General features: G+C 51.3%; 22 protein-coding genes and 2 pseudogenes. 11 read left to right on the top strand and 13 right to left on the bottom strand.

Annotation, left to right across the window (positions count from 1 at the left end; all coding sequences use genetic code 11):
- Nucleotides 1-318: pseudogene (locus tag AAG834_RS06190) on the top strand (RHS repeat domain-containing protein); the annotation flags it as partial.
- Between the two features lie 216 nt (nt 319-534).
- Here AAG834_RS06190 and AAG834_RS06195 read toward each other — a convergent pair.
- From AAG834_RS06195 to rep, 6 genes are all read right to left on the bottom strand, one after another.
- A complete protein-coding gene (locus AAG834_RS06195; protein WP_342031597.1) occupies nt 535-2,442 on the bottom strand; it encodes an ATP-binding cassette domain-containing protein in 1,908 nt (635 codons plus the stop codon).
- Nucleotides 2,443-2,672: 230 nt separating this feature from the next.
- Complete coding sequence (locus AAG834_RS06200) at nt 2,673-2,975, bottom strand: hypothetical protein (RefSeq protein ID WP_070514182.1); 303 nt, start codon at nt 2,973-2,975, stop codon at nt 2,673-2,675.
- A 52-nt stretch (nt 2,976-3,027) separates the two neighbouring features.
- Nucleotides 3,028-3,597, bottom strand: coding sequence for an RNA 2'-phosphotransferase (locus AAG834_RS06205; protein ID WP_070514183.1), 570 nt, complete (start codon nt 3,595-3,597; stop codon nt 3,028-3,030).
- Nucleotides 3,598-3,659: 62 nt separating this feature from the next.
- Nucleotides 3,660-5,135 (bottom strand): anthranilate synthase component I, encoded by a 1,476-nt coding sequence (trpE, locus tag AAG834_RS06210; RefSeq protein ID WP_342031598.1) that lies wholly within the window; start codon nt 5,133-5,135, stop codon nt 3,660-3,662.
- A gap of 315 nt (nt 5,136-5,450) precedes the next feature.
- Nucleotides 5,451-5,864 (bottom strand): hypothetical protein, encoded by a 414-nt coding sequence (locus AAG834_RS06215; protein ID WP_070514185.1) that lies wholly within the window; start codon nt 5,862-5,864, stop codon nt 5,451-5,453.
- A gap of 456 nt (nt 5,865-6,320) precedes the next feature.
- Entirely contained in the window at nt 6,321-8,321 is a 2,001-nt protein-coding gene (gene rep / locus AAG834_RS06220) for a DNA helicase Rep (RefSeq protein WP_342031599.1), read from the bottom strand.
- Between the two features lie 174 nt (nt 8,322-8,495).
- Here rep and cysT point away from each other — a divergent pair, with 174 nt between their 5' ends.
- The gene (cysT, locus tag AAG834_RS06225; protein ID WP_049229743.1) at nt 8,496-9,332 is read left to right on the top strand and encodes a sulfate ABC transporter permease subunit CysT; all 837 of its coding nucleotides are present in this window, start codon (nt 8,496-8,498) and stop codon (nt 9,330-9,332) included.
- A 147-nt stretch (nt 9,333-9,479) separates the two neighbouring features.
- Here cysT and AAG834_RS06230 read toward each other — a convergent pair whose 3' ends face one another.
- The gene (locus tag AAG834_RS06230) at nt 9,480-10,466 is read right to left on the bottom strand and encodes an IS110 family transposase (protein WP_446740451.1); all 987 of its coding nucleotides are present in this window, start codon (nt 10,464-10,466) and stop codon (nt 9,480-9,482) included.
- Nucleotides 10,467-10,772: 306 nt separating this feature from the next.
- On the opposite strand from AAG834_RS06230, the gene cysW reads away from it, so the two are divergent.
- On the top strand, nt 10,773-11,633 hold the full coding sequence (cysW, locus tag AAG834_RS06235) for a sulfate ABC transporter permease subunit CysW (RefSeq protein ID WP_003743550.1): 861 nt from the start codon (nt 10,773-10,775) through the stop codon (nt 11,631-11,633).
- On the top strand, nt 11,630-12,703 hold the full coding sequence (locus tag AAG834_RS06240; protein ID WP_342031600.1) for a sulfate/molybdate ABC transporter ATP-binding protein: 1,074 nt from the start codon (nt 11,630-11,632) through the stop codon (nt 12,701-12,703). Before cysW ends, AAG834_RS06240 begins: the two co-directional genes overlap by 4 nt.
- A gap of 66 nt (nt 12,704-12,769) precedes the next feature.
- Here AAG834_RS06240 and AAG834_RS06245 read toward each other — a convergent pair whose 3' ends face one another.
- The 6 genes and pseudogenes from AAG834_RS06245 to AAG834_RS06270 form a co-directional block, all read right to left on the bottom strand.
- On the bottom strand, nt 12,770-13,888 hold the full coding sequence (locus AAG834_RS06245; RefSeq protein WP_342031601.1) for a hypothetical protein: 1,119 nt from the start codon (nt 13,886-13,888) through the stop codon (nt 12,770-12,772).
- A gap of 243 nt (nt 13,889-14,131) precedes the next feature.
- A pseudogene (gene recD, locus AAG834_RS06250) lies at nt 14,132-15,916 on the bottom strand (exodeoxyribonuclease V subunit alpha); the annotation flags it as partial.
- A gap of 42 nt (nt 15,917-15,958) precedes the next feature.
- Complete coding sequence (locus tag AAG834_RS06255) at nt 15,959-16,252, bottom strand: chaperone modulator CbpM (protein ID WP_009312947.1); 294 nt, start codon at nt 16,250-16,252, stop codon at nt 15,959-15,961.
- Between the two features lie 11 nt (nt 16,253-16,263).
- The gene (locus AAG834_RS06260) at nt 16,264-17,208 is read right to left on the bottom strand and encodes a DnaJ C-terminal domain-containing protein (protein WP_342031602.1); all 945 of its coding nucleotides are present in this window, start codon (nt 17,206-17,208) and stop codon (nt 16,264-16,266) included.
- 324 nt (nt 17,209-17,532) lie between these two features.
- Entirely contained in the window at nt 17,533-18,108 is a 576-nt protein-coding gene (locus tag AAG834_RS06265; RefSeq protein ID WP_342031603.1) for a hypothetical protein, read from the bottom strand.
- A 107-nt stretch (nt 18,109-18,215) separates the two neighbouring features.
- Nucleotides 18,216-19,430: a uracil-xanthine permease family protein gene (locus AAG834_RS06270; protein ID WP_342031604.1), complete on the bottom strand. Its 1,215-nt coding sequence runs from the start codon at nt 19,428-19,430 to the stop codon at nt 18,216-18,218.
- A gap of 359 nt (nt 19,431-19,789) precedes the next feature.
- On the opposite strand from AAG834_RS06270, the gene cmk reads away from it, so the two are divergent.
- The 7 genes from cmk (at nt 19,790) to pilW (ending at nt 26,712) form a co-directional block, all read left to right on the top strand.
- A complete protein-coding gene (gene cmk / locus AAG834_RS06275) occupies nt 19,790-20,449 on the top strand; it encodes a (d)CMP kinase (RefSeq protein WP_342031605.1) in 660 nt (219 codons plus the stop codon).
- 155 nt (nt 20,450-20,604) lie between these two features.
- Nucleotides 20,605-22,290: a 30S ribosomal protein S1 gene (gene rpsA / locus AAG834_RS06280; RefSeq protein WP_003744633.1), complete on the top strand. Its 1,686-nt coding sequence runs from the start codon at nt 20,605-20,607 to the stop codon at nt 22,288-22,290.
- Nucleotides 22,291-22,300: 10 nt separating this feature from the next.
- Nucleotides 22,301-22,615, top strand: coding sequence for an integration host factor subunit beta (locus AAG834_RS06285; RefSeq protein ID WP_003744632.1), 315 nt, complete (start codon nt 22,301-22,303; stop codon nt 22,613-22,615).
- 303 nt (nt 22,616-22,918) lie between these two features.
- Entirely contained in the window at nt 22,919-24,055 is a 1,137-nt protein-coding gene (gene zapE / locus AAG834_RS06290; RefSeq protein ID WP_039410089.1) for a cell division protein ZapE, read from the top strand.
- Between the two features lie 118 nt (nt 24,056-24,173).
- Nucleotides 24,174-24,599 (top strand): nucleoside-diphosphate kinase, encoded by a 426-nt coding sequence (ndk, locus tag AAG834_RS06295; RefSeq protein ID WP_003759208.1) that lies wholly within the window; start codon nt 24,174-24,176, stop codon nt 24,597-24,599.
- Between the two features lie 260 nt (nt 24,600-24,859).
- Nucleotides 24,860-25,954 carry a 23S rRNA (adenine(2503)-C(2))-methyltransferase RlmN gene (rlmN, locus tag AAG834_RS06300; RefSeq protein WP_070513622.1) on the top strand — a complete coding sequence of 365 codons (1,095 nt, stop codon included), beginning with the start codon at nt 24,860-24,862 and terminating at the stop codon, nt 25,952-25,954.
- 2 nt (nt 25,955-25,956) lie between these two features.
- On the top strand, nt 25,957-26,712 hold the full coding sequence (pilW, locus tag AAG834_RS06305; RefSeq protein ID WP_070496640.1) for a type IV pilus biogenesis/stability protein PilW: 756 nt from the start codon (nt 25,957-25,959) through the stop codon (nt 26,710-26,712).
- Nucleotide 26,713 lies beyond the last annotated feature (1 nt).

Here is a 26,713-nt window from a genome sequence, read left to right on the forward strand (position 1 = left end):
GCCCGCCGTCTGACCGTCCTCACCAACGAGAACGGCGAAACCTACCGTCTCGATTACGACCCGACCGACAACCTGATCCAAGAAACCGGCTGGGACGGCAAAATCACCGCCTACGGCTACGATGCCGTCGGACAACTGGTTCAGCAGACCGAATACGGTCAAAGCACCGATAAAGGTCGTCTGAAAGACCGTCCCGAGACTTGGCACCGAGCGGTTTGTTTTTTTGTATTGGTTGGTTTGAGTATTAATGGGAATACCCTCGTTGGGTTTGGCACAAATTGTGGCACAAATTGTGGCACAAATGACCGCAGCCAGTAGTATATGAACAGATAAAAAACGCCCTAAGTCAAGGGCGTTTGTCTATACACATACTACTGGTTACGGGCTAGGTGGGTTCGATTCCCCCCGCCTCCACCAAGCCTAATTTTCAGTTTTATTTTATAACGTATAAAAGCCTTGAAATATAATAATTTCAAGGCTTTTTGTTATCTCATTGCTGATATTTAAAGCAAACAGGAATCTACTATCGACAAATCAAACTGCTTCACCGTTCTGCTTTGCCTCCAAAAGCTCCCAGCGTTCCAATTTTTCCAAAAGCAGCGTTTCGATTTTTTCGGCGCGGTTTTGTAATGCGCCGGCTTTTTCGTAATCTTTGAAAATTTCGGGATCAGAAAGTTGCGCATTGATTTCCGCCTGTTCGGTTTCCAAGGCGGCGATTTCGTCGGGCAGGGCGTCGAGTTCGCGTTGTTCTTTGTAGGAAAGTTTGACTGTGCGGTTGGCTTTGGGTTTGACTTTTTCCGGTTCTGCGGTTGTTTTCGGCGCGGAGGTCGTCTGAATTTTCTCTTCGCGCGATTTTGCGTCGATATAGTCCTGATAGCCGCCGATGTATTCTTTCAGACGGCCTTGTCCTTCGAAAACAATGCTTTGGGTAATTACGTTATCAAGGAACATACGGTCGTGCGAGACGAGGAATACCGTGCCTTGGTAATCGCGCAGCAGGTCTTCGAGCAGCTCTTGGGTGTCGATGTCCAAATCGTTGGTCGGTTCGTCCAAGACCAGGATATTGGCGGGGCGGGTGAAGAGTTTTGCCAGCAGGAGGCGGTTGCGTTCGCCGCCGGAGAGCGATGAGACGGGGCTTTGCGCGCGGGCAGGGTGGAACAGGAAATCTTCCAGATAGCTCATGACGTGTTTTTTCTTGCCGCCGACTTCGACGTAGTCGTTGCCTTGACCGAGCGTGTAAAACACGGTGTCGTTTTCGTTCAGCGCGCTGCGGAACTGGTCGAAATAGGCGACTTCCTGCTTGCTGCCGATGCGGATTCTGCCGTAGGTCGGCTGCAATTCGCCCAGAATCAGCTTGAGGAAGGTGGTTTTGCCGATGCCGTTGGGGCCGATTAAGCCGATTTTGTCGCCGCGCTGCAGGATGGCGGAGAATTTGTCCATGATGACTTTGTCGCCGTAGGCAAACGAGGCGTGTTCCAGTTCGGCGATGATTTTGCCGCTTTTCTCGCCGCTGTCGAGTTTGAAATTGACCTGTCCCTGCACGTTGCGGCGTTCGGCGCGCTGGCGGCGCAGTTCTTCCAAACGGCGCACGCGGCCTTCGTTGCGGGTGCGGCGCGCTTCGATGCCTTTGCGTATCCACGCTTCTTCCTGCGCATGGAATTTGTCGAAGAGGCGGTTGTGTTCCGCTTCAACCGCCAACTCTTGCGCTTTTTTCTCGCTGTATTTGGAGAACGAGCCGGGATAGGAGCGCAGAATGCCGCGGTCGAGTTCGACAATGCGCGTGGCAATGTTGTCCAGAAAACGGCGGTCGTGGGTAATCACGACCAGGCTGCCTTCAAACGCCTTGAGCAGGTTTTCCAGCCAGATAATCGCGTTGATGTCCAAATGGTTGGTCGGTTCGTCCAGCAGCAATACGTCGGGCTTCTGCACCCAAGCCTGCGCCAAGGCGACGCGCTTTTTCTGCCCGCCGGAGAGGTTGCCGATTTTTTCGTTTTCCGGCAAACCGAGTTCGCCCAAAGTCTGCTTCACCGCCGCATCCAGCTTCCAGCCGTCCTTCGCTTCGATTTCAAGCTGCAATTCGTTGAGTTCTTTTAATAAAACGTCGTCTGAATTGTGTTCCAAATCATGGCTGACGCGGTGGTAACAGCGCAGCAGGTCGCGGATTTCGCCCAAGCCTTCAGCAACGGTGTCGAATACGGTGGCTTCTTTGTCGAAAAACGATTCCTGCGGCACATAAACGATTTTGAGGTTGTTTTGAACGATAATCTGCCCGTCGTCGAGTTTCTGCACGCCGGCGAGGATTTTCAGAAATGAAGACTTACCCGCGCCGTTGCGGCCGATTAAGCCGATTTTTTCGCCACTGTCGAGTTGGAAGGAAGTTTTGTCGAGCAGGGCGACATGGCCGACGGCAAAGGAAGCGTTTTCTACGGATAAGATGTTCATAAGGAAATAGGGAAAAATAAAATCAAGTCGTGTATTTTAACTGATTTTAAAAAGCTCTGTGATAGGTATGAAGAGAGATGGGTAGAACTGTAGAAAGAATATTGGAAAGCTCGAATCAATCTATATGATTTAACATAATATACATTATACGAATCCATGTGACGGGTAATCAGGTGCTCACAAACAAAATCCGCCCTTTATTTTTACGGGCGGATTTTTCTAATCGTAAACTATTTGATTTTATGCATACGTTTGTCGGTATAAACACACAATACACCGCTATTGTTGTAGATGATTTGATGATTGGTATCACAGAAAAATGCTGACAATTCAATAGGAACTTTCTCACTGCCCCATGTTTGTGGTGAAATGAATATAAGTTTGCCCGATGTACATTTTTGGATTTCGTCTTTATTGATTTTGCTCACGACACAAACATCACTTTGATCGATATTTGTATCAGACTTCATTTTGTCACAACCAGCAATCAGTACAGTCAAAGCCGTAAAAATTAAAATCAATGATTTCTTCATATCTATTTACTCCACTCAATTATCTGTATTTAAAGAAAAACTCAAACTAAATTCACAACTTGGCAATAAACTTCGACGGAACCTTTTCAGTCAACCAAACGCCGTTGTCTGCGAGGTAAAACTGATGACCCTCGGCAAGCATGGCGGCGGTGTTGATGGTCAACACGACGGGTTTGCCATGTCGGGAGCCGACTTTTATTGCGGTTTCGATATCTGCGGAAAGATGGACGAAATGGCGTGAACCTGCATGCAATCCCTGACCAAATATTGATTGAACCGATTTTTCCGCTGTGCCGTGATATAGGATATCAGGCGGTGTCGTTGCACAATACTGGATTTCAACCTGTTTTGTGGAGTGCCCTTGCGCGGCACGAATACGCTTACCGTCTTCTGATACGGTAAACCGTTTTTTATCATTGGTTTCAACAATTTCCATTAAAGTATCGTACGTCAGCGAAACTCCGGTAAAGTTGTGCTTGGGATGATTGGCTTGTGCCAACAGGATATCAATATCCACCCAGCCGTTTTTGTCCAGAGTGATTCCGATTTGTTCGGGTCTGTGACGTAAGATCAGGCTAAGGAATTTGCTGACGGATTTTTGTTGTTTTTCGTTTAATTTCATTGGTCTTTTCTTTCTTTTAAATATTTTCAGACGACCTTCCCTCTTTAAAGGTCGTCTGAAATTTATTTATCCAACCCTTCCTGTACCATCTGCGCTGCTCTAACCACGGCGCGGGCTTTGTTTTGCGTTTCCTGCCATTCGGAGGTCGGGTCGGAGTCGGCGACGATGCCTGCGCCACTTTGGACGTATAGCGTGTTGTTTTTCACTACGGCGGTGCGGATGGCAATCGCCAAATCCATGTCGTTGTTGAACCCCCAGACACCGACGGCGCCGCCGTATATGCCGCGTTTGCTCGGTTCGACTTCTTCGATAATTTCCATGGCGCGGACTTTGGGTGCGCCGGAGAGTGTGCCGGCGGGAAACGTAGCGGCGAGGATGTCCATGTTGGTAATGCCCTCTTTCAGACGACCTTCGACGTTGGAAACGATGTGCATCACATGGGAGTATTTTTCAATCACCATTTTGTCGGTTACTTTGACTTCGCCCGTTTTGCTGATGCGGCCGACGTCGTTGCGCCCTAAATCGATAAGCATGACGTGTTCGGCGATTTCTTTGGCGTCACTTAATAAGTCCTGCTCGTTGGCAAGGTCTTCTGCGGGGGTTTTGCCGCGCAGGCGCGTGCCGGCGATGGGGCGGACGATGACGTCGTCGCGTTCGCGGCGGACGAGGATTTCGGGCGAGGAACCGACGATGTGGAAATCGCCGAAATCGTAGTAAAAGAGGTAAGGCGAAGGGTTGAGCGTGCGCAGGGCGCGGTAGAGGGCGAGCGGGCTGTCGGTGAATTCCATACTCATGCGCTGGCTGGGGACGACCTGCATGCAGTCGCCTGCGAAGATGTAGTCTTTGATTTTGTTGACGCAGGCTTTGAACGGTTCTTCGCCGAACTCGCTGACGGCTTCAGTGTGTTTGCTGCCGAGCGAAAGCGGGATGGCGCAGCTTTGGCGCAACTGGGTGCGGATGTCTTCGAGGCGTTCGCGGGCGCGTTCGTAACCGTCGGGCTGTGAGGGATCAGCGTAAACGATGAGGTGGATTTTGCCGCTCAAATTGTCGATAACCGCCAACTCTTGCGACAGCATCAGCAAGATGTCGGACGTACCGAGCGGGTCGGCTTTGGCGGTGTTTTTCAGGCGGTGGGCGAAGTGTTCGAAATTGTAGATGGTTTCGTAACCGAAGTAGCCGACCAATCCGCCGGTAAAGCGCGGCAGGCTTGGGATTTCGGGCGTTTTGAAGCGGTTGTGGAAGGCTTCGATAAAGGGCAGCGGATTGCCGTCGTGTTGCTCGACGATTTCGCCGTTTTGATAAACATCGACATGTTTGCCGCTGGCTTTGAGATAGTGGCTGCAAGGCAGTCCGATAAAGGAATAGCGGCCGAAACGTTCGCCGCCGACAACGGATTCGAGCAGATAGGTATAGGGGCGGTTGGCGAGTTTGAGATAGAGGGAAAGCGGCGTATCCAAGTCGGCAAGGAGTTCTTGCACGAGCGGGATGCGGTTGTAGCCTTGGGCGGCTTGGGCTTGGTATTCTTGTTTGCTGATCATTTCTATTCCGTTTGTCGGGTACTTTTCAGACGACCTTATCCGAGTAAAAACCGGTCGAATTATAGTGGATTAACAAAAATCAGGACAAGGCGACGAAGCCGCAGACAGTACAAATAGTACGGAACCGATTCACTTGGTGCTTCAGCACCTTAGAGAATCGTTCTCTTTGAGCTAAGGCGAGGCAACGCCGTACTGGTTTAAAGTTAAGCCACTATATCCGAAAAGTATAGCAGTTTATCGATAGCGTTGACAGTACGCGGGTCGTCTGAAAAAGCAAAACGCCGTTTGGGGTTAACGGCGTTTTAGGTTTGGATTTCAGGCGCGCGGAGCGGCGGAATGGCGTTTTTTAGCCTGCTTCCATTTGAACGAATAGCCGAACGCTACCGGAATGAGAGACAGGATGAATTTGAAAGTCCAGCTTGCATACCAAGGTTTGGTTACGATAATAGCCTCCCCTCCGGATGCCGGAACGACGATGTCTTTGATGGCATACCAATCCAAATATGGCCACCAACACATCACCAAGCTGCCTAAAAACAGCGGCCAGATATTGCGGCTCAGGTTGATCTGCCACAGGCGGAAACACACAACTGCCCATAACAGCGTCAAACCGGTAATCAGGAAGATGGTGTAAGTATCTGCGCCGAGAAAGGCGGCGATGAAATAAGTCAGCACCACCCAAATGACGGCAAGGACAAGGACAATGATTTCTTCAGGACGTTTGAACATTTCAGCGCTTCTCCAAAGCAATGTCGCATCATACGGTTTAGGGCGGGCTGACGATAGGCGGCGCGGGAATCTTTAGGGATAACATATAAAACATCGCTTCCGCGCCGGTTCAGCCTGCCTGAAAGTCTGTTCAGGCGATACTATACCCGAAACGAAATAGTTTGAATATGCTACTTATTGGTAGGACGGGCGTTTCAGACGACCCTCAAATCGCTGAAAAAGGTCGTCTGAAAACTGATTCCCCAAGATGCCCTTAAAGCCGTTTTCAGACGACCACTTTGCGCCCTGTCTTTCCGATGTATAGTGGATTAACTTTAAATCAGGACAAGGCGACGAAGCCGCAGACAGTACAGATAGTACGGAACCGATTCACTTGGTGCTTCAGCACCTTAGAGAATCGTTCTCTTTGAGCTAAGGCGAGGCAACGCCGTACTGGTTTAAAGTTAATCCACTATATCAGCCCTTCCCTTTCGCCGCCAACATATCCAGCATTCCCGCAAGATGACTTCTGCCTTCTTCCTTGCTCACAATCGGCTCGCCGCCTTTGCGCCCTAAAATCTTGATGTCTTCCTGCGGCATTTCGTCTATGAAGCGGCTGGGTTCGGGGAACTGCCATGTGCCTTGTTTTTTGCGTTTGACGCAGTGGGTCAGCGTAAGCTGGCGTTTGGCGCGGGTGATGCCGACGTACATCAGTCGGCGTTCTTCTTCGACGTTGTCTTCTTCGATGCTGTCGTTGTGCGGCAGGATGCCCTCTTCGCAGCCGACGAGGAAAACGTAGGGGTATTCCAAGCCTTTGGAGGCGTGCAGGGTCGAGAGTTTGACGGCATCGACTTCTTCTTCGCTTTTGCCCTCCAAAAGCGTCATTAAGGCAACGGTTTGGGCAAGTTCGATGATGTTTTTGCCATCTTGCTCGCCTTTGCGCTCCAACCAGCCGGTCAGGTCGCTGACGTTGCGCCATTTGATTTCGCCGGCTTTGCCCTCTTCGCTGGCAAGCAGGTGGTTTTCGTAGTCGATTTCTTTGAGCAGGCTGTTGATGAGTTCGCCCGCTTCGCTGGTTTCGGCTTTGGCGCGGTAGCTGCCGAACATATCCATAAAGGCTTGCAGGTGTTGGCGGTTGGTATTGTTCAACAGGGTAAGGGCTTCTTCGGTTTGCGCGGCTTCATACAGGCTGCATTCGTGTTCGTGCGCGTAGGTGTTGAGCTTGCCCAGCGTTACATCGCCGATGCCGCGTTTGGGTGTGGTAACGGCGCGCAGGAAGGCGGGATCGTCGTTGGGGTTGGCAAGCAGGCGCAAATAGGACAAAACGTCTTTGATTTCGGCTTTGTCGAAAAAACTCTGCCCACCGGAGAGTTGGTAAGGAACGCGCGCGCTGCGCAAAGCTTCTTCAAAAATCCGCGCCTGATGGTTGCCGCGGTATAACACGGCGAAATCGGCGTATTGGGTTTTGTCGCCGCCGACCAGCTTCTGTTTGACAATTTGGCTGACGACCCAGTCGGCTTCGTGTTGCTCGTTTTGGCAGGCGACGACTTTGACGATTTCGCCTTCGCCGAACTGCGACCAAAGTTTTTTGGTGAACAGCTTGGGGTTGTTTTCAATCACTTTGTTGGCGATTTTGAGAATCCGCGCGGTGGAGCGGTAGTTTTGCTCCAATTTGATGACCTTCATCTGCGGATAGTCTTCCTGCATTTTGCGCAGGTTTTCCATGTTCGCGCCGCGCCATGCGTAGATGGACTGGTCGTCGTCGCCGACAGCGGTAAACATGCCTTCCGCGCCGGTCAAGAGTTTCATCAGCGTAAATTGACAGGTGTTGGTGTCCTGACATTCGTCAACCAACAGATAACGCAGCCGCCGCTGCCATTTGTTGCGCACTTCGCTGTTTTGCTGCAACAGTACGGCGGGCAGGCGGATTAAGTCGTCGAAGTCCACCGCCTGATAGCTTTGTAGGGTTTCCTGATAGCTTGCATACACGCGCGCGATTTGTTCTTCCCATGCGTTGGAAGTCGTCTGAAGCACGTCTTCGGGCGTTTTCAAATCATTTTTCCACAGGGAAATCTGGTGCTGAGCTTTGAATAAGGCTTCTTTTCCCGTGCCGCCCAAGAGTTCGCCGATGATTTTCGCGCTGTCGGTGGAATCGAGGATGGAGAAGTTTTTTTTGTAACCGATATGGTTCGCCTCTTCACGCAAAATCTTCATGCCCAAAGAGTGGAACGTGCAAATCGTCAGCCCGCGCGTTTGCGACTTGGGCAGCATTTTGGCGACGCGCTCCTGCATTTCCGTGGCGGCTTTATTGGTGAAGGTAATCGCGGCGACGGTATGCGGCAGATAGCCGACATTGACAATCAAATGCTTGATTTTTTGCGTAATCACGCCGGTTTTGCCGCTGCCTGCGCCGGCAAGCACAAGCAGAGGCCCGCCGAGATATTTGACGGCGGCTTGCTGTTGGGGGTTGAGTTTCATGGGGAATGCAGACGAACCAAAAAGAGGCGCAGATTATAACAGGTCGTCTGAAAGCCCCAAACGTCAATCCAGCATATATAACAAAATCATCTTTGCACCAAACAAACCATTCTTTCCGTTTTTCAGACGACCCCGTTAAAGTGGCAGCATCTTCTTTTTCCCTTCCGACCGACCATGTTATTACTCAAAACGCCCAGCGTACTGCCCGGCTTCAAAATCAGCCTCGGCCTGACCGTATTGTGCCTGTCGCTTCTGGTGGTTTTGCCGTTTGCGATGATGGCGGCGAAGGCGGCGGAAATCGGCTGGGGCGGCTTTTGGAACACGATTGCTGAGCCGAATGTGTTGGCGGCGGTGTGGCTGAGTTTGCGGATGTCGTTTTATGCGATGCTGACCAACGTTGTGTTCGGCACGCTGGTGGCGTGGGTATTGGTGCGCTATGAATTTCCGGGCAAGGGGCTGGTGAATGCGCTGGTCGATTTGCCGTTTGCGCTGCCGACGGCGGTTACCGGTATCGCGTTGGCGACCCTGTATGCGCCCAACGGTTGGATAGGCCGTTTTTTTGAACCTTTGGGCATCAAAATTGCGTTTACGCCCGTCGGCATTTGGATTGCGCTGGTCGTCGTCAGCCTGCCCTTTATCGTCCGTGCCGTGCAGCCGGTATTGGAGGAATTGTCGGGCGAATATGAGGAAGCGGCGGCAACTTTGGGGGCAAACCGCTTCACAACGTTCCGCCGCGTGCTGCTGCCGGAAATCACGCCGGCGCTCTTAACCGGCGCGGGCATGATGTTCGCGCGGGCAACGGGGGAATACGGCTCGGTGATTTTCATCGCGGGCAACATTCCGATGGTTTCCGAAATCCTGCCGCTGATTATTACGGGCAAGTTGGAACAGTTCGACGTACAGGGCGCGTCGGCGGTGGCGTTGTTTATGTTGCTGGTTTCGTTTGTGATTCTGTTTGCGCTGAACGTGATGCAGTGGGCGTTGAGCAGGCGTTCGGGAGCGAAGGGTTGAGGGGTCGTCTGAAAAACGTAGGTTTGTCGGATTCAAGAATCCGACCTGCCTTAAAAAGGTCGTCTGAAAACGAATCCGCTCCCCAAAACACAGAATTCGTAGCAACTGTATTTTTCACCCCGTCGGGCAAAAATACCAAAACTCAAATCAAGCCGTTCGGATGCTGTTTTCGGTGATACCGTTTTCGGCAAAGTAATCACGCATTCGGGCATTCAATATCGTCAGCAGTTTGCGCATACATGCCGTAACGGCAACCTTATACGGCTTACCCTTGGATAGCAGGCGTTGGTAGAAATCCCGAATAAGCGGTTCAAAACGTGTCGCTACCACGGTAGCCATATACAGTGCCTTACGCACCGCAGACCTTCCGCCAAAGCAGCGGCTTTTGAATTTGGTTTCCCCGCTCTCCCTCGGGTGCGGGGCAATGCCGACCAAACTCGCTATCCGTTTGTGCGACAGCCGTCCCAATTCGGGCAGCATCGACATCAGCGTAGCCGTCGTTATCGAACCGATGCCTTTGATTTGCTCAGCCACTTGGGCCTTGCCGTCAAAATGCGTGTGGGTGTGGTCGTCGATTTGTTTGTCCAATTCGTCAATCAGCCGGTCAAAATGGGCAATCAGTTGTTTGACGCTTTCGACTTGCGTTTCATGAACCTGATGCAGACGGTTTTTCTCGGCAGTCCGCATATCCACCAGCTGGTTGCGGCGGTTAACCAATGCTTCCAACACTTCTTCCGCTTCGGTGGGCGGGTGGTAGAGCATGGTTTGCCAATCCTCTTTCTGTGCCGTCATCTGCGCGAAGAAGGCGAGCATTTTGGCATCTTTGGCGTCGGTTTTGGTCAGCGACTGTGATTGGGCAAACTGATGCGTCTGACGCGGGTTGGCGATGATGACGGCTATGCCTGCGCGGTGGATGGCTTTGGCGGCGGGGACTTCGAGACCGCCGGTGCTTTCCATCACGACGAGGGCGACCTTGTGCTTTTTTAGGTATTCGACGGTATGGGCGATCCCTTTGGGGTTGTTGGTTTCGGTTTTGGTTTTAGACAAAGACGAAACGGCGATGACGAAGTTTCGTTTGGCGATGTCGATGCCTGCACAGTTGTATTGGGTACTCATCATAAACCTGCCTTGCATTCGGTTGTGTTGTCTGGCAACTGTCCGGTTGTGTCGATGGGTTGCCCGGCCGCTCCCTGAGCTACGCAACGGTTGTTTGCCTTGGTCGGATGCGGGTGGCGACCGGGCGGTTTGTTGCTATGATACGGGTGTTCCGATATACAAGGTCGGATTCTCGAATCCGATGGCTTTTGAGATGGCAGGCTTATGTCGGATACAAGTATCCGACCTACTACTTAATGAACAAAAAGGTCGTCTGAATCCCCTCAATCCCTTTTCAGACGGCCTCCAAACACCTTAAACAACCAACCAGAGAACACCACCGCCATGAAACCCTATTCCGCCAATCCCAACCTGACCGAACCGCGCTGGCTGCGCGTGTTGCTGACCGCTGTCGCGCTGGGGTTCCTGCTGCTGATGCTGGTCGTACCGCTTGTCGCCGTGTTTTACGAAGCGCTGAAAGGCGGTTGGGATTTGTACCTGCAATCCCTTACCGATCCCGAAGCGTGGGCGGCGATCAAGCTCACCCTGATTACCGCCGCGGTGGTCGTTCCCGTCAATGCCGTATTGGGCGTGGCGATGGCGTGGCTGCTGACCCGTTTCGACTTCCGCGGCAAGCAGTTGCTGACTACCCTGCTCGATTTGCCGTTTTCCGTATCGCCCGTGGTCGCCGGTTTGATGTTCGTCTTATTGTTCGGCGCGCACACGGCATTGGGCGGCTGGCTGGAAGCGCAAGGCATACAGATTATCTTCGCCATCCCCGGCATTATTTTGGCGACGCTGTTCGTTACCTTTCCCTTTGTCGCGCGCGAAATCATCCCGCTGATGCAGGCGCAGGGCGACAGCGAAGAACAGGCCGCGCTGATTCTCGGCGCAAGCGGCTGGCAGATGTTTTGGCGCGTTACCCTGCCCAACATCAAATGGGCGCTGCTCTACGGCATCATCCTCACCAACGCCCGCGCGATGGGCGAATTCGGCGCGGTCAGTGTGGTATCGGGACACATACGCGGCGAAACCAACACCATCCCGCTTTTGGTCGAAATCTTCTACAACGAATACAACTTCACCGGCGCATTCGCCCTCTCCGGTGTATTGGCACTTTTAGCACTGGCGACGCTGGCGGTGCAGAACATCATCACAAAATTACAAGATAAAAAACTCGCCGCCGCCGAAAGGAACGCAGCATGAGTATCACCATCCAAAATCTAAACAAACACTTCGGCAGTTTCCACGCGCTGAAAAACATCAACCTCAACGTCCCCACCGGCAAACTCGTTTCCCTGCTCGGCCCTTCCGGCTGCGGCAAAACCACGCTCCTGCGCATCATTGCCGGACTGGAAAACGCCGACGGCGGCAATATCCTGTTTGACGGGCAAGACGTAACCGCCAAGCATGTGCGCGTACGCAAAGTCGGCTTCGTGTTCCAACACTACGCCCTCTTCCGCCACATGAACGTGTTTGACAACGTCGCCTTCGGCTTGACCGTATTGCCCAAGTCCGAACGCCCGTTCAAAGAACAAATCCGCACCAAAGTCGAAGAATTGCTCAAACTCGTGCAGCTCTCCCACCTCGCCAAATCCTATCCGCACCAGCTCTCCGGCGGCCAACGCCAGCGCATCGCCCTCGCCCGCGCCCTCGCCGTCGAACCGAAACTCCTGCTTCTGGACGAACCCTTCGGCGCGCTGGATGCCAAAGTACGCAAAGAATTGCGTACCTGGCTGCGCGACATCCATCACAACTTGGGCGTAACCAGCATTCTGGTTACCCACGACCAAGAAGAAGCCCTCGAAGTTTCCGACGAAATCGTCGTCATGAACCACGGCAAAATCGAACAAACCGGCAGCGCCGAAGCCATTTACCGCAAACCCGAAAACGCCTTCGTTACCGAATTTCTCGGTGAAACCGACGCATTTGAAGGACGCATCGAAAAAGGCATCTGGCACTACAACGGCTTCGCGTGGAAATTGGACGCGCACTACAAATGGCAGGAACAAACCGCCACCGGCTACATCCGCCCGCACGAATGGCAGATCGCCGCCGAACACGAAACCCCGATGATCCGCGCCGAAATCGAAAAAATCCACGCCGTCGGCGCACTGACGCACGTTTTGGTGAAACACGGCAAACAGGATGTACATATCACGCTCGCAGGCAGCGACGCGTCAAGGCTGGATTTGTCCGCAGGGCGGGAATTGGCATTGGTACCGAAACAGGTTTATGTGTTTTCGCAGAACGAGTTGATTGAATATTCGATTTGATGGTGAGATAACGAAAGGTCGTCTGAAAACAGGTTTTCAGACGACCTTTTGCTTTATCCAAACGGCTTAGAATTTGTATTCCACCTGACCGCGCAAGACGTTGACGTCTTGTCTGCTTGAGCCGGCAGTCGGGGTAACTTGTTTACCCGCCAAGTAAAAGCCTGACACTTTCCAGTTTTTCCAAGGAACGTAGGTCGCGCCGACTTGTACGCCTTGTACGTTTTTACTGTAGTCTTGTACGGAAGATACGCCCGAGAGTGCGCCGACGCGGCGGTAGTTCAGGAAGACGTCGTAGGAATTGCGGACTTTCCAGTCGGCGAGTTTGTAGCGGACTTCGGTGAACAAGCCGTCGTTTTTGATTTTTTGTCCTGCATCGTTATAGGCTTTGATGTTGGACTTGCTGACTGCCGCCATCCAACGCCAATCGTCGTTGAATTTGACATCTGCGCCGATTTCGCCAAAGACGGCATTTTTCTTCGCGCCGCGCACGTCTATGTCTTTCATGTAGCTGACGGTTGCGCCGACGTTGATGTTTTCGTTAATCGGCAGGCTGCTTTGAATGGCGGCGAAGTGTTTGCGGCGGCCGCCTATGCCCCATACGTTGTCGTTGAGGCTGCCGGTACGGCGGCCTGCATAGATTTTGGTGGGCAGGGTTTTGTTGTCAAAGAAGATTTCGCCGCCGGTTACTTCGGTATCCCAGACGCGTCCGTAGGAGGAGAATGCGCCGAATTTACCGACGCGGGCTTTGACGCCTTCGGTAATCGAGCCTTCGGCATAGAGTTTGTTCACGGGAACATCATGGTCGCCGTTGAATTTGCCGGTTTTCAAGTCGATGTTGGGTTCGATTTGGGTCACCAGTTTCCAATCTTTATAAAGCTTGGCGCGTAACCAGAATTCGGCGTTGAAATTGGTATTGGAGGCTTCGGGCGTGGGGTTGGTGCTGCTGTTGTTGGCATTGATGTCTTTGGTGTCGGCGCGGACGCGGAATGAACCGTTTACGGTCAGCAAATCGTTGAAAATACTGATTTTGTCTTCGTCTTTGCGGACAACACTGCCCGCATTGACGTAATCGTCTGTTGTCGCCAATGCGGCGGCATCGCGCTCTACGCTAGCGGTTTCTGCAAATGCGGTGGGTAATGCCGCCAAGGCAGCGCATACAACGGCAAAGTTTTTTTGGATGTTCATGCCAATCTCCGATTGAAGGGTAAAAGGTATTTTTAACAAAAATTCCTAATCAATATTTGTTAGAAATTTACTAATTTTTGTAATCGAACGGCTGTAATCCTATGAAAGACGGCACAAACCGTCAAGAAGATTTAGAGTATTATGCTTATTTCCAAACTGATTTTGACGCACATCAATAGGGAAAGGTCGTCTGAAAACTTCGGCAGCATCCGTTTCGTTTTCAGACGACCTTTAGGGTTTGATTCAAGCTTTCGGTACGAACATGGCATCTAAGATGTCGCCCAATGCCGTGCGGCGGGTTTTGCGGGTTTCCACCGCCAGCCGCCATTGTTCTTCATTTCCCCAAAAGACGAAGCGTTCCCGCGCACGGGTGATGGCGGTGTAGAGCAGCGCATTGTTTAAGCCCGACAGCGCGTCATCTCCACCCTGCTCTATCTTTCCCGACGGCGGCAGCAGCCACACTTCCCGGTATTCCGAACCTTGGCTTTTATGCACGGTCATGGCGAACGCGGATTCAAATTGCGGCAGGCGGCTGATGGCGATTTTTTTGAAGCCGTCCGCATTCGGGAAATAGGCAGCCAAGCCGTTCACCGATTCCGCATCGGGCATAATCAGCCCGATATCGCCGTTGAACACTTCCAGCGTATAGTCGTTGCGCGCAATCATGATGATTTGTCCCGCGAACCACGGCGTATCCGCGCCCGCCCGATGTTTGCGTTGCAGATAACGGCAATACTCTTCGTTGAACGCCTCCGCGTCCTGCCGCCATGCCGCCAAAACGACCACGTCCGCCGCGTGTCCGAACGCCAGCGCCACATCGTTTTTATCGACTGCCTGCCAGTATTTTTCGTGTTTGCGGTAAAGCAGTTCCGCCTGCTGTTTCAGACGACCCTCGCGGATTTCCAGCTCGTTGGGGAACAAGGCAAACTGCGCCCAACCTTCCCCGCTCTTGCCCGATACGACCGCCCTAGCCAAGCAACCGATGCCGCTGTCTGCGCCGAAACGGTGGCTGACCGTCAGTTGCGCGACGTTTTTCGACAAAGCCGGCGGATTTTCTTCCACGGGGAAACCGTGTTCCGGCAAATAAATACTCAGCTGCTCCGCCGTCTCCTTATCCAAAACCGTCCGTCTCGACAACGCCGCCAATACTGCGCCGACGCCGACCGAAGGCAGTTGGAACTCGTCGCCCAAAAAAATCACACGGCAGCCTGACGGAATCGCACGCAGCAAGTGAAGCAGCAAGGAAACATCCAGCATCGAAGCCTCATCCACCACCAACACATCCAAAGGCAGCGGACGGTTGCCGTCAAACGCAGGCAGCATTTGCGGCGGGCGCAGTTTCAAAAGGCGGTGAACCGTCTGCCCTTCCAGCGCGGACAAATGATTGCGTACCGCATCCGGCATCTCGAAGCCGTCCACCGCCCGATGCAGCGCGCGCGCCATATGCGCCGCCGCCTTACCCGTCGGAGCCGCCAGCGCGATACGCGGCAGGCGCGTGGCAGAGTTGGTGCAAATCAGCCCCAAAAGTTTCGCCACCGTCGTCGTTTTACCCGTACCCGGCCCGCCCGTAATCAGCATAAACGCCTGAAGCAAAGCAAGCCCCGCCGCATCCCGCTGACCTTCGCTGCCCTTATTGGCAAACCAGCAAGACAAGTTTTGCGATGCGCTCATCCAATCCACAGGCTCGACTTCCGCTGCCGCCAAACGCTTGATTTCAGCCGCCAAATCATGCTCGAGCTGCCACATCCGCCCCAAAAACAACTTTTTGCCCCGCAACACCAACGGCGACGCGCCCTGCCCGACCGTTGGCGCCAATCCCGCCAACTCCTCCGTCTCGCCCTCATCCAGCCAAACAAACGAATGCCCGTTCTGGAAAGCCGTAAACAGCCGCAACACATACGGCGCCAGCACCGCAGCATGCTCCGGTACGCAACGCTCCAGCAAACGCCCCGCTGCTTGAGCGGCGGCAAGGTTCAAATCGTCGGCAGTATTCTCAGCCATCATCGTTTCCCGTCTTGAAAAAAGGTCGTCTGAAAACTGTTTTTCAGACGGCCTTTCTTTTGTTGACCGCTATTTGCCTTCATCCAGCAGGGATAGGGGCTGCTGTGCCTTGCGCAACTCCTCCACTTCGTCCAGCAAGCGCATAATCAGGCCGAGCGCAGGAATGCCGGCATCGAAGTCGCGGCTCAGGCGCTGGGCGCGACGGATGCGGGCGAGTTGGAAGCCGCTGTACAAAGTTTGTTCCGGCCGGCCGTTTACGCTGATGATTTCTTCCTCTATCAGCTCCAGCAGCCAATCACGGCGGCAGCGGCTGGCAGCAAGGATTTCTTCGAAAGTCAGGGTAATGTCGGTGTGTTGCGTCATGGTTTGTCCTTTCAATTTGATGCGCTTTTGCCGTCAAAGTGGGCGGCAAGCTGCGCCCATGCGGCGCGGTCGGCTTCGCTTTCGACCTTGGGAACGCTGATGCGGATGTTGAGGTATAAATCGCCCGCTTCTTTGGCCGGAATGCCTTTGCCTTTCAGGCGTATGCTTTTACCGTTTTGGCTGTTGGCGGGTAGGTTGACCTGCAAACGTCCGGCTGCGGTGGGAACGATGATTTTCCCGCCCAATACGGCTTCCCAAGGCTTGACGTCTATGGTCTGGTATACATCTTTTTTGTTTTTAACGTATAAATCGGGTTTGTCGTGGAATTTGATTTTCAGATACAAATCGCCGTTTGCGCCGCCGTTATAGCCAGGCAGACCTTGTCCCGTCAAACGGATTTGCTGGCCTTCGGTAATGCCTTTGGGGATTTTGACGTTGAGGGTTTTGGTCTGATAACCGACGCGGCCGTATTCGTCCACGGTCGGCACGTTCAGATTCAGCGAACGCTCCGCGCCGACATAAGCGGCGTAAATATCGATACTCAGTTCGGCATGCTGGTCTTCGCCTTTAATCGGACCGTCCGGCCTTGCGTGTGCATGTCTCTGACTGCGGCCGAAGCCGGCAAACAAATCTTCAAAATTGAAATCGCCCGCACCGAAAGGTTCGCCGCCGCGGTATTCGTAGTGAACGCCGCCGGATTGCGCACCGCCGAACGGATTACCGCCTGCGCTGCGGCCGTAGGGGTTGGCCAGCAATTCGTCGTATTCGGCACGCTTTTCACGGTCGGATAAGGTTTCGTAGGCGGTGTTGATTTCGGCGGTGCGCTCGGCGGCGTCAGGCTCTTTGCTGACGTCGGGATGGTATTTGCGTACCAGTTTGCGGTAGGCCTTTTTAATGGTGTCGGCGTCGGCGGTTTTGTCCACGCCGAGAATTTCGTAATAGGTTTTTTCTGTCATATCGTTCTTCCGTCTTTATCATGTTAATCATTATGCCGTATTTGCTATTTATAAGGGCGGAAGGCATAGATTCAATACTCTAGGCGCACAAATAAACGGTTAAGGCAGGTAAGCATCAAAAAGGTCGTCTGAAAACGGAAATCCGGTTTTCAGACGACCTGTATTATATAGTGAAATCAATCGGCAACAGTTACAAGGCGGAAGTTGTTCAAATCCCATAGCCGTTTGGACAGTTTTCAGGGATTTTAAAAGCCAGCTGGAACATACAGGAGCGTTTCTATTCCGTAGTCGGCTTTGTAAGCTTTTTGCCTAATGCCCTGCTCTTCAGTTATCAAAACCTCCGTATTTAGATACAGAAATTTCTAAAATACTGCCCCCTTTACGGTAACGCCGAGTTTGATTCGGTGCTCTACCTTTACCCGGATAAATTCCTGTTCCCATTTCCATTCTAAAGTCGAAATGTTTCGGGTGGCGGGTAAATATTGCGTATTCACGAGATTCGATTTCCGACATTATGATTTTTTTGACTTTGCCCAACTTGGCTTCTGCATCTTTGATCTTCATGCCCGGATGTACCCCCGAAGCCGTGTGACAGGCGGGAGAGTAGGTCTCCAAAGAATCAATTTTTTTATGGAGTTTTATAGGAGCATCAGGATCGTCGTCTCCATCTTGATGGGTGATAACCATGACGTCTTTAGACAGTGTAATGGCAACATACGCCACACCTTCGGGATCGCTTTCTCTCTCCATTTTCGCCTTCGGGAATTTCTGTTTTACCTGCTTTAAGCTCTGCCCTAGTTTAATTCCTGCGATGCTGTCTTTTTGAATCAAACATTCGGCAGCGGCAGGCATGGCAAAACCCAAAATCAACGCGCCCATGATCCCAATTTTGTGCAACATGGTTACTTTCCTATTTAATAAAAATAGGATATTAACATATCAATATATTTATATGGCAAGGATATCGTTTCAGACGACCTTTTTACCTTATCGGCGGCAATGCCAAATCAACTTTCCGTCTTCGGATTCGGCAGCAAGAAATTCAATACAATCGCCAAAATGGCGCACAAACCGACGCCGGCAAAGCTCAACGTGCCGACATGAACCGCCATGCCGCCGACGCCGACCGTCAAAACCGAGCTGACAATGACCAGATTTTTCGGCTGCATCAAATCCACTTTCGCATCCACCAGCGTTTTAATGCCCAAAGAAGCAATCGTGCCGAACAAAAGCAGCATGATGCCGCCCATCACGGGTAGAGGAATGGAAGCGAGGAAAGCATTGAATTTACCGAAAAACGCCATAGCGATGGCGAAAATCGCCGCCCAAGTCATAATAACCGGATTGCTGTTTTTCGTAATCATCACCGCGCCCGTTACCTCGCCGTAAGTCGTTACCGGCGGGCCGCCGATCAAACCTGCCACACATACGCCCAAACCGTCGCCTGCAAGCGTTTTATCCAAGCCCGGGTCTTTGGTGTAGTTGTTGCCCGTTACATTGCCGATTGCCATGATGCCGCCGATGTGTTCGATGGCGGGCGCAATGGCGACGGGCAGCATAAACAGTGCGGCCTGCCAGTTGACTTGCGGTGTTTCAAAATGCGGCACGGCAAACCACGGCGCAGCCGCGATGGTGGCGGTATCTACCAAGCCCATCACCAAAGCCAAAATATAGCCTGCGGCCACGCCGATTAATATCGGAACCAGTTTCATCATGCGGCTGCCGAAAACCGACACAACCACCGTAACGGCAAACGTAAAGCCCGACAAAATCAGCGCATCCACATAGCCGACCACTTGGTTTCCGCCGGATTTGCCCATTGCCATTTCACTTGCGGCTGCGGCGACAGACAAACCGATAACCATAATCACAGGTCCGATAACCACGGGCGGCAACAGCCGGTTGACCGTAGCCAGCCCGCGCCATTTAATCAGCGCGGCAAACACAAAATACATAAAACCTGCCGCAAACAGCCCGAACATGGTCGAAGGCAGACCCCATGTTTTAATCGAGTAGATAATCGGCGCAATAAAGGCAAAAGAAGAGCCTAAGAAAATCGGCACTTTACGCTTGGTGACTATTTGAAAGAGCAGCGTACCGATGCCCGCACCTAAAAGTGCCAAAGAAGGATTCAGTCCGGTCAAAAGCGGAACAAGCACCATCGCCCCGAATGCCACAAACAAAATCTGCGCGCCGGAAACCGCCAATTTAAGCTGGTTCATCAAAAAGCCTCGTCAAATCAATTCAAACGGCGGGAATTATACAGTTTCACCCCATAAATGAACATTAATTTACAAATAATCCGTTAAATATAGCAAACTTCTAAAAAGTAAAACATGAACCACCCTACCCTAATTATCTCAAGCAGATAACCGTTTTTCTTCATAATGAAATAACCAATACGGCTACGGCGACAAAACAATTTAAAGACGACGTTAACCCACGCTCCAATTAACATCTGAGGTCGTCTGAAACGCTTTTTCAGACGACCTCGGTTCTCATCATTAAACAATTATCTATATAATGCCTGCCTGATACGTTCTTTCAGACGACCTTCTACATTATTTCAGAAAGCCAAAATATGAATACCAAACAAAAAGTCATCGCCATAGACGGACCCAGCGCCTCGGGAAAAGGTACGGTCGCTTCCCGTGTCGCTCAGGCTTTGGGGTTCGATTATCTGGACTCCGGCGCGTTATACCGCCTGACCGCGCTCTATGCGAAGAAACGGGACGTGGAATGGAGCGATGAAGAGGCGGTTGCCGAGTTGGCAGAAAATCTGCCTGCCCGTTTTGAAGGGTCGCAGGTTTTTTTGGAAGATGAAGACGTTTCAGGACAAATCCGCAGCGAAGCAATCGGTATGGGCGCTTCTGCAGTGGCGCAGTTGCCGAAAGTGCGTGAAGCGCTTTTGCAGCGACAGCGTGATTTTCTGACGGAAAAAGGTTTGGTCGCCGACGGGCGCGATATGGGTTCGGTTGTTTTCCCTGATGCGGCGTTAAAGATTTTCCTGACCGCAGGTGCGAAAATACGGGCGGAACGCCGAGCCAAACAAATCGGCATTCCGTGCGAAGGCTTGGAATTTGAACGGATTCTGTCGGACATCGAAGCACGCGATGAAGCGGACCTCCGCCGCAGTGTCGCGCCCTTGAAGCAGCTTCCTGACGCAGAGCTTTTGGATACGGGCGGGCTGAGTATCGAAGAAGCTGTAAAAAAAGTGCTTGATTGGTATCATAAAGTTTGAAATTTAAGGTATAATTCCTGTGTTTTGTTTCAGACGACCTTTGGAGCATCTAAAGGTCGTCTGAAATATTTATTTTCAAAGCCTGTCGCGCCAAGGGCGGCAGGCATTCTCCAACCTACCCCGCACCCCTTGGCGGTGTACCGAAAAGAGTATATATGACTATGGAAAATTTTGCCCAGCTGCTTGAAGAAAGCTTTACCCTGCAAGAGATGAACCCAGGTGAAGTGATTACTGCCGAAGTAGTCGGCATTGATCAAAACTTCGTTACTGTAAACGCAGGTCTGAAATCAGAATCTCTGATTGACGTTGCTGAATTCAAAAACGCTCAGGGCGAGATTGAAGTTAAAGTTGGCGATTTCGTTACCGTTACCATCGAATCCGTTGAAAACGGCTTCGGCGAAACCAAACTGTCCCGCGAAAAAGCCAAACGTGCTGCCGACTGGATCGCTTTGGAAGAAGCGATGGAAAACGGCGACATCTTGTCCGGCGTTATCAATGGCAAAGTCAAAGGCGGCCTGACCGTTATGATCAACAGCATCCGCGCATTCCTGCCGGGTTCTTTGGTTGACGTACGTCCCGTTAAAGACACTTCCCACTTTGAAGGCAAAGAAATCGAATTCAAAGTCATCAAACTGGACAAAAAACGCAACAACGTCGTGGTTTCTCGCCGCGCGGTTCTGGAAGCTACTTTGGGTGAAGAGCGCAAAGCCCTGCTGGAAAACCTGCAAGAAGGCTCTATCATCAAAGGTATCGTTAAAAACATCACCGACTACGGTGCATTCGTTGACTTGGGCGGCATCGATGGCCTGTTGCACATCACCGACCTGGCATGGCGCCGTGTGAAACACCCGAGCGAAGTCTTGGAAGTCGGTCAAGAAGTTGAAGCCAAAGTCCTGAAATTCGACCAAGACAAACAACGTGTTTCTCTGGGTATGAAACAATTGGGCGAAGATCCTTGGAGCGGCCTGACCCGTCGTTACCCACAAGGTACCCGTCTGTTCGGTAAAGTATCCAACCTGACCGACTACGGTGCGTTCGTTGAAATCGAACAAGGTATCGAAGGTTTGGTACACGTTTCCGAAATGGACTGGACCAACAAAAACGTACACCCAAGCAAAGTCGTACAATTGGGCGACGAAGTCGAAGTCATGATTCTGGAAATCGACGAAGACCGCCGCCGTATCTCTTTGGGCATGAAACAATGTCAAGCCAATCCTTGGGAAGAATTTGCCGCCAACCACAACAAAGGCGACAAAATCTCCGGTGCGGTTAAATCCATCACTGACTTCGGCGTATTCGTAGGTCTGCCCGGCGGTATCGACGGTCTGGTTCACCTGTCTGACCTGTCTTGGACTGAAGCTGGCGAAGAAGCTGTACGCAAATACAAAAAAGGCGAAGAGGTTGAAGCCGTTGTATTAGCAATCGACGTTGACAAAGAGCGCATCTCTTTGGGCATCAAACAGCTGGAAGGCGATCCTTTCGGTAACTTCATCAGCGTAAACGATAAAGGTTCTTTGGTTAAAGGTTCTGTGAAATCTGTTGACGCCAAAGGTGCCGTTGTTGCCCTGTCTGACGAAGTAGAAGGTTACCTGCCTGCTTCCGAATTCGCAGCCGACCGCGTTGAAGACCTGACCACCAAACTGAAAGAAGGTGATGAGGTTGAAGCCGTTATCGTAACCGTCGACCGCAAAAACCGCAGCATCCGCCTGTCTGTTAAAGCTAAAGACGCTAAAGAAAACCGCGAAGCCCTGAATTCAGTCAACGCTGCTGCAACCGCCAGCGCAGGTACTACCAGCCTCGGCGACTTGCTGAAAGCCAAACTGTCCGGCGACCAAGAATAAGGTTGCAGACATGACGAAGTCTGAATTAATGGTTCGTTTGGCAGAAGTTTTTGCCGAGAAAAACGGTAACCAATTGCTGGCAAAAGACGTCGAATACAGCGTAAAGGTTTTGGTTGATACCATGACCCGCTCGCTGGCTCGCGGTCAGCGTATTGAAATCCGTGGTTTCGGCAGCTTCGATTTGAACCATCGCCCGGCCCGTATCGGTCGCAACCCCAAAACCGGCGAACGTGTGGAAGTGCCTGAAAAACACGTCCCTCACTTCAAACCCGGTAAGGAATTGCGTGAACGTGTGGACTTGGCTTTACAAGAAAATGCCAACTAAACCTGAGTAAACGAACGCCGCAGAAATGCGGCGTTTTTGTTGTCTGAAAATATGGTTCTCTATTGTTTTCGTAATTTGGGCGGAATTTGTAATGGAAAATTCATAGGGTCGTCTGAAATCATCTATAATACGTTTCTTTTAATGATTGCCCGTTGATAAAACGTATAGTGGATTAACTTTAAATCAGGACAAGGCGACGAAGCGCAGACAGTACAGATAGTACGGCAAGGCAAGGCAACGCCGTACTGGTTTAAAGTTAATCCACTATAATTGTCAAACCCAAAAACATAATAAAGGTCAGATATGAGTGATAGAGGTCAACTGTTTGTCGCCCCTCCGTTTGAGAACCACAGCCCGCTGACTTGGTATCAGGCGGCAGCCGAACAACCGAATTTCATCCGCGATGAAGCACAAGCGCGTGCGATTGAATATTTGGATCGTTTGTGGACGGAACTGATGATGTTCAAACGCAAACGCAACCGTTTCCTAGGACGCAGCCTGCGCTCTCCTCAAGTGCCGAAAGGTTTGTATTTTTATGGCGGTGTGGGTCGTGGCAAAAGTTTTTTGATGGACGCTTTTTTCGGCTGCTTGCCATACCGTCGCAAACGCCGCGTCCACTTTCATGCTTTTATGGCGGAAATCCATAAGCGTTTGAAAGACTTGAAAAGCGAAGCCAATCCTTTAAAAGCAGTAGCTGCCGAGATCGCCAAAGAGACCCGTGTATTGTGTTTTGACGAATTCCACGTCAGCGATATTGCAGATGCGATGATTCTGGGTCGCCTGCTGGAAAACTTGTTGAGCGAAGGCGTGGTTTTGGTGGCAACTTCTAACTACGCCCCGTCCGAGCTTTATCCCCAAGGTCAAAACAGAAGCAGTTTTCTGCCGACCATTGCGCTGATTGAATCCAGCCTGACCGTCTTAAATGTTGACGGCGGAGAAGACTACCGTCTGCGCACTTTACGTCCTGCCGAAATTTTCTTCGTTCCCAATAATGAAGAAAACGAGCAGAAATTGGCTGATTTGTTTAAAGAAATGGCGGGAATTTCCGAACTGAATCCCGGTGTCAGCGTGATACACGGGCGTGAAATTCCGCACAAAGCCCAATCCGACCGCGCCATTTGGTTCGATTTCCGCGCTTTATGTTTTGGACCGCGTTCGCAAGCGGATTACCTCTATTTGGCCGAACATTATGAAATGGTGTTCGTATCAGGATTGGAACGCCTGACGCCGCAGGAAAAAGCCGAAGCGCGCCGCCTTACTTGGCTGATTGACGTATTGTATGATTTCAGAGTGAAGCTCTGTGCTACCAGTACGGTAGGCGTAAACGATATTTATGTCGAAGGCGATTTTGCCGAAGAATTTACCCGCACTGCCAGCCGTATGGTGGAAATGCAATCGGAAGTTTATTTGGAACAGCCGCATCTGACGTTGAAAAAATAAAATTCAGGCGAAGAAAAAAGAGTGGCTTTCCCCAAAGTATACTGAAATTTGATAAAATAGCAGTTCATTTTCCCCAATCTCAGACTATTGCACAACGCAATAAAAACAAGGACATAATATGGCTATTGAGCGCACGATTTCCATCGTTAAACCCGATGCTGTAGGTAAAAATGTAATCGGCAAAATTTACAGCCGTTTTGAAGAAAACGGACTGCGTATTGTCGCCGCCAAAATGAAGCACCTCAGCGTACGCGAAGCCCAAGAGTTTTATGCTGTGCATAAAGAGCGTCCTTTTTACGACAGCTTGGTTGCCTTTATGACCAGCGGTCCCGTCATGATTCAGGTGCTGGAAGGTGAAAATGCTGTTGCAAAAAACCGTGAGCTGATGGGCGCAACCAATCCTGCCGAAGCCGCTCCCGGTACGATACGTGCCGATTTTGCCGAATCTCTCAGCGTAAACGCCGTACATGGCTCAGACAGTCTGGAAAATGCGGCAATCGAGATTGCCTACTTCTTCAGCCAAAGCGAAATCTGCCCGCGTTAACGATAGATGCCGTTCGGGCGTCCGACCGGTTCGGGCGTTTGGACGGTTTTGTCGATATTGTTTGTCTAAATCTGTTTTCAGACGACCTTTCTCAAATGGGGGTCGTCTGAAAATATGATAGAAGGAGCTGTGAAACAAAAGCTGTTTGCTCAACAAGATTCAGGACATGTTCAAACCCACTATGTAACGTCCTAATCCGCCGGATTCGCAAGATTTATCGCGACAGCCTTTATTAAAAGCTTTACCAAGAAATAAACCACATGAAAACCAATCTGCTGAATTACGATTTAAACGGACTGACCCATCATTTTGCCGAGATGGGCGAAAAACCGTTTCGCGCCAAACAAGTCATGCGCTGGATCCACCAAGCCGGTGCGCAAAGTTTCGATGAAATGACCGATTTGGCAAAATCTCTGCGCCTGAAACTCAACGAACAGGCAAGCGTGGATGTGCCCAAACTGATGATGGCGCAAGAATCCACCGACGGTACGCGCAAATGGCTGCTGGATGTAGGAACGGGCAACGGCGTGGAAACAGTGTTTATCCCCGAAGCAGAACGCGGTACGTTGTGTATTTCCTCGCAAGTCGGCTGCGCATTGGAATGCACCTTCTGCTCTACCGGCCGCCAAGGTTTCAACCGTAATCTGACCGCTGCCGAAATCATCGGGCAGTTGTGGTGGGCGAATAAAGCAATGGGCGTTACGCCGAAAAATGAACGTGTGATTTCCAATGTAGTCATGATGGGCATGGGTGAGCCGATGGCGAACTTTGATAATGTTGTTACCGCATTAAGCATCATGTTGGACGATCATGCCTACGGTCTAAGCCGCCGCCGCGTTACCGTTTCCACATCAGGTATGGTGCCGCAAATGGACAGGCTGCGTGATGCGATGCCTGTTGCGCTGGCAGTGTCCCTTCATGCTTCCAACGACGAAGTACGAGATCAAATTGTTCCACTTAATAAAAAATATCCGTTGAAAGAGTTGATGGCGGCATGTCAACGCTATTTGGTCAAAGCACCAAGAGATTTCATTACTTTTGAATACGTTATGTTGGATGGAGTCAATGACAAGGCGCAGCATGCGCGCGAACTGATTGAACTGGTAAAAGACGTACCGTGCAAATTCAATCTGATTCCGTTCAATCCCTTCCCAAATTCCGGCTACGAACGCTCTACCAATGAAAATATCCGCGTTTTCCGCGATATTTTGCAGCAGGCAGGATTCGTGGTAACCGTCCGCAAAACGCGTGGCGACGATATTGATGCAGCTTGCGGTCAATTGGCAGGACAAGTACAAGATAAAACACGCCGCCAACAAAAATGGCAGCAGATTTTGGTCGAACAACAGAGCTGATTATGAAACTGAACATTTGGCAACCCATTATTTTAACTTTGGTTTTGGGCGCATGTGCCGGCCCGAAAGGTCCAAGCAGAGCGGAACGTGCGACACAGGTCGCCAATATCAAAACCCAGTTGGCTATCGAATACATGCGCGGGGGTGATTACCGTCAAGCAACGGTAAGCATTGAAGAAGCATTGAAAGCAGACAGCAGCAATGAAGATGCATGGCTGGTTCGCGCACAAATCTATCAATATCTCAAAGTACGCGACAAGGCGCAGGAAAGCTTCCAAAAAGCCCTATCCTTGAAGCCTGACAATGCGGAAATCAATAATAACTACGGCTGGTTCTTGTGCAGCGAGATGAACAATCCCGCCCAGTCCATCAGTTATTTTGACAAAGCCCTGGCCGATCCAACTTATCCTTCTCCATTTATCGCCAACCTCAACAAGGGTATTTGCAGCGCAAAGATGGGACAATATTCGCTCGCGGAGGCTTATCTTGAACGCTCGTTGGCCGCACAACCTCAATTCCCGCCTGCGTTTAAAGAATTGGCAAGAACCAAAATGCTGGCAGGCAATTTAAACGAAGCGGACTATTATTTCCGTCAATACCAAAGCAAAGTCGATGTCTTGCAGGCAGATGATTTGCTGCTGGGTTGGAAATTGGCGACTGCTTTGGGCAATAGCCAGGCAGCCTACGAATACGAAGCCCAGTTAAGGGCAAACTTCCCCTACTCGGAACAATTACAGGCAGTAACCACAGGTAAATAAC

This window comes from Neisseria sp. Marseille-Q2251, assembly GCF_940793045.1.
Classification (GTDB): Bacteria; Pseudomonadota; Gammaproteobacteria; order Burkholderiales; family Neisseriaceae; genus Neisseria.

What these genes read in the sequence shown, in the direction of transcription:
- cmk (WP_342031605.1), top strand. Translation starts at nt 19,790, where the DNA reads ATGAATACCAAACAAAAAGTCATCGCCATAGACGGACCCAGCGCCTCG.
- AAG834_RS06260 (WP_342031602.1), bottom strand. Translation starts at nt 17,208, where the DNA reads ATGACAGAAAAAACCTATTACGAAATTCTCGGCGTGGACAAAACCGCC.
- AAG834_RS06230 (WP_446740451.1), bottom strand. Translation starts at nt 10,466, where the DNA reads ATGCAAGGCAGGTTTATGATGAGTACCCAATACAACTGTGCAGGCATC.
- cysT (WP_049229743.1), top strand. Translation starts at nt 8,496, where the DNA reads ATGTTATTACTCAAAACGCCCAGCGTACTGCCCGGCTTCAAAATCAGC.
- rpsA (WP_003744633.1), top strand. Translation starts at nt 20,605, where the DNA reads ATGACTATGGAAAATTTTGCCCAGCTGCTTGAAGAAAGCTTTACCCTG.
- AAG834_RS06240 (WP_342031600.1), top strand. Translation starts at nt 11,630, where the DNA reads ATGAGTATCACCATCCAAAATCTAAACAAACACTTCGGCAGTTTCCAC.
- AAG834_RS06215 (WP_070514185.1), bottom strand. Translation starts at nt 5,864, where the DNA reads ATGTTCAAACGTCCTGAAGAAATCATTGTCCTTGTCCTTGCCGTCATT.
- cysW (WP_003743550.1), top strand. Translation starts at nt 10,773, where the DNA reads ATGAAACCCTATTCCGCCAATCCCAACCTGACCGAACCGCGCTGGCTG.
- AAG834_RS06205 (WP_070514183.1), bottom strand. Translation starts at nt 3,597, where the DNA reads ATGAAATTAAACGAAAAACAACAAAAATCCGTCAGCAAATTCCTTAGC.
- rep (WP_342031599.1), bottom strand. Translation starts at nt 8,321, where the DNA reads ATGAAACTCAACCCCCAACAGCAAGCCGCCGTCAAATATCTCGGCGGG.
- AAG834_RS06270 (WP_342031604.1), bottom strand. Translation starts at nt 19,430, where the DNA reads ATGAACCAGCTTAAATTGGCGGTTTCCGGCGCGCAGATTTTGTTTGTG.
- AAG834_RS06245 (WP_342031601.1), bottom strand. Translation starts at nt 13,888, where the DNA reads ATGAACATCCAAAAAAACTTTGCCGTTGTATGCGCTGCCTTGGCGGCA.
- pilW (WP_070496640.1), top strand. Translation starts at nt 25,957, where the DNA reads ATGAAACTGAACATTTGGCAACCCATTATTTTAACTTTGGTTTTGGGC.
- trpE (WP_342031598.1), bottom strand. Translation starts at nt 5,135, where the DNA reads ATGATCAGCAAACAAGAATACCAAGCCCAAGCCGCCCAAGGCTACAAC.
- AAG834_RS06285 (WP_003744632.1), top strand. Translation starts at nt 22,301, where the DNA reads ATGACGAAGTCTGAATTAATGGTTCGTTTGGCAGAAGTTTTTGCCGAG.
- rlmN (WP_070513622.1), top strand. Translation starts at nt 24,860, where the DNA reads ATGAAAACCAATCTGCTGAATTACGATTTAAACGGACTGACCCATCAT.
- zapE (WP_039410089.1), top strand. Translation starts at nt 22,919, where the DNA reads ATGAGTGATAGAGGTCAACTGTTTGTCGCCCCTCCGTTTGAGAACCAC.
- AAG834_RS06265 (WP_342031603.1), bottom strand. Translation starts at nt 18,108, where the DNA reads ATGTTGCACAAAATTGGGATCATGGGCGCGTTGATTTTGGGTTTTGCC.
- ndk (WP_003759208.1), top strand. Translation starts at nt 24,174, where the DNA reads ATGGCTATTGAGCGCACGATTTCCATCGTTAAACCCGATGCTGTAGGT.
- AAG834_RS06200 (WP_070514182.1), bottom strand. Translation starts at nt 2,975, where the DNA reads ATGAAGAAATCATTGATTTTAATTTTTACGGCTTTGACTGTACTGATT.
- AAG834_RS06195 (WP_342031597.1), bottom strand. Translation starts at nt 2,442, where the DNA reads ATGAACATCTTATCCGTAGAAAACGCTTCCTTTGCCGTCGGCCATGTC.
- AAG834_RS06255 (WP_009312947.1), bottom strand. Translation starts at nt 16,252, where the DNA reads ATGACGCAACACACCGACATTACCCTGACTTTCGAAGAAATCCTTGCT.